This window comes from Marinobacterium profundum, assembly GCF_001528745.1.
Lineage (GTDB): Bacteria > Pseudomonadota > Gammaproteobacteria > Pseudomonadales > Balneatricaceae > Marinobacterium_A > Marinobacterium_A profundum.
In genome coordinates, this window is the sequence record NZ_BCNS01000163.1 from 1 (window position 1) to 820 (window position 820).

The 820-nt window shown below is 54.3% G+C and carries 1 protein-coding gene and 1 pseudogene; both read left to right on the forward strand.

Annotated features, from left to right (window positions below):
* Positions 1 to 297 (forward strand): hypothetical protein (locus tag MPRO_RS26210; protein ID WP_216821339.1); only part of this gene is annotated, 297 nt, incomplete at its 5' end.
* A 344-nt stretch (positions 298 to 641) separates the two neighbouring features.
* Positions 642 to 820: pseudogene (locus tag MPRO_RS26715) on the forward strand (hypothetical protein); the annotation flags it as partial.

Consider the following 820-nt stretch of genomic DNA (forward strand, 5'->3'; position numbering starts at 1 on the left):
GATGCGGCCTCTTTATTCAGTCGGGTTAGCGCAGAGGGTCAGGCGTTCAGTTTAATTGCAGTTGTCGGATCAGGAGCCAAAAACATTCTTGGAATCTTTTTTCGACTGCTTGGCTGCCTTTTTTTCCTTGGGGGACATGGCGGGTTTCTTTTTCGATTCCTTGGTCGTGCTTCTTTCTTTGGTCATGTTGTGTGCTCCGGCGATCGATTGATATCAGGACAATGCGTTATGCATATCCTGGCTGCTGTCGGGGTGCTGAAAGGTAACACCTTTCGACACCCTGCCAATGGGTACTAACCTCTGAAAGTATGCGGGGCCGCTATTCGGCAATAGATCAGGCCAGCGCCTGCGGTGAAGTCCAAGTACACTCTAGCACGCAAGTATCACAAGACGGCGGATATAAAATCACCCACCGCTAGGTTGGTACTTAGCCACCGCACCCATGCCTCTGCATGGGTGCGCGCCGGGCAGTGCAGCGGGCGACATCAGGGCCTGCAATGCAGTAAAATGCCGCCTTTACTATAACCAGGTAACTCCGAAGCCGCCGCTACACCGATACGATCACAGCGCCTTGCCTTGCAGCGGGGGCTGGGCGCCGGTGGATTCGATAGCGCGGCTTTTCTGCCGTTCGGGAAATGCACATGATTCGCCTGACCAATATCAAGCTGCCGCTGGATCACGACGACGCAGCCCTCACAAGCGCTATTCTGACTACGCTGGAAATCAGCGCGGATCAGCTGCAGAGCTTTGAGGTGCACCGTCGTGGCTATGATGCCCGCAAGAAATCCAGCATTGTGCTGATCTATACCCTGGATGTGCA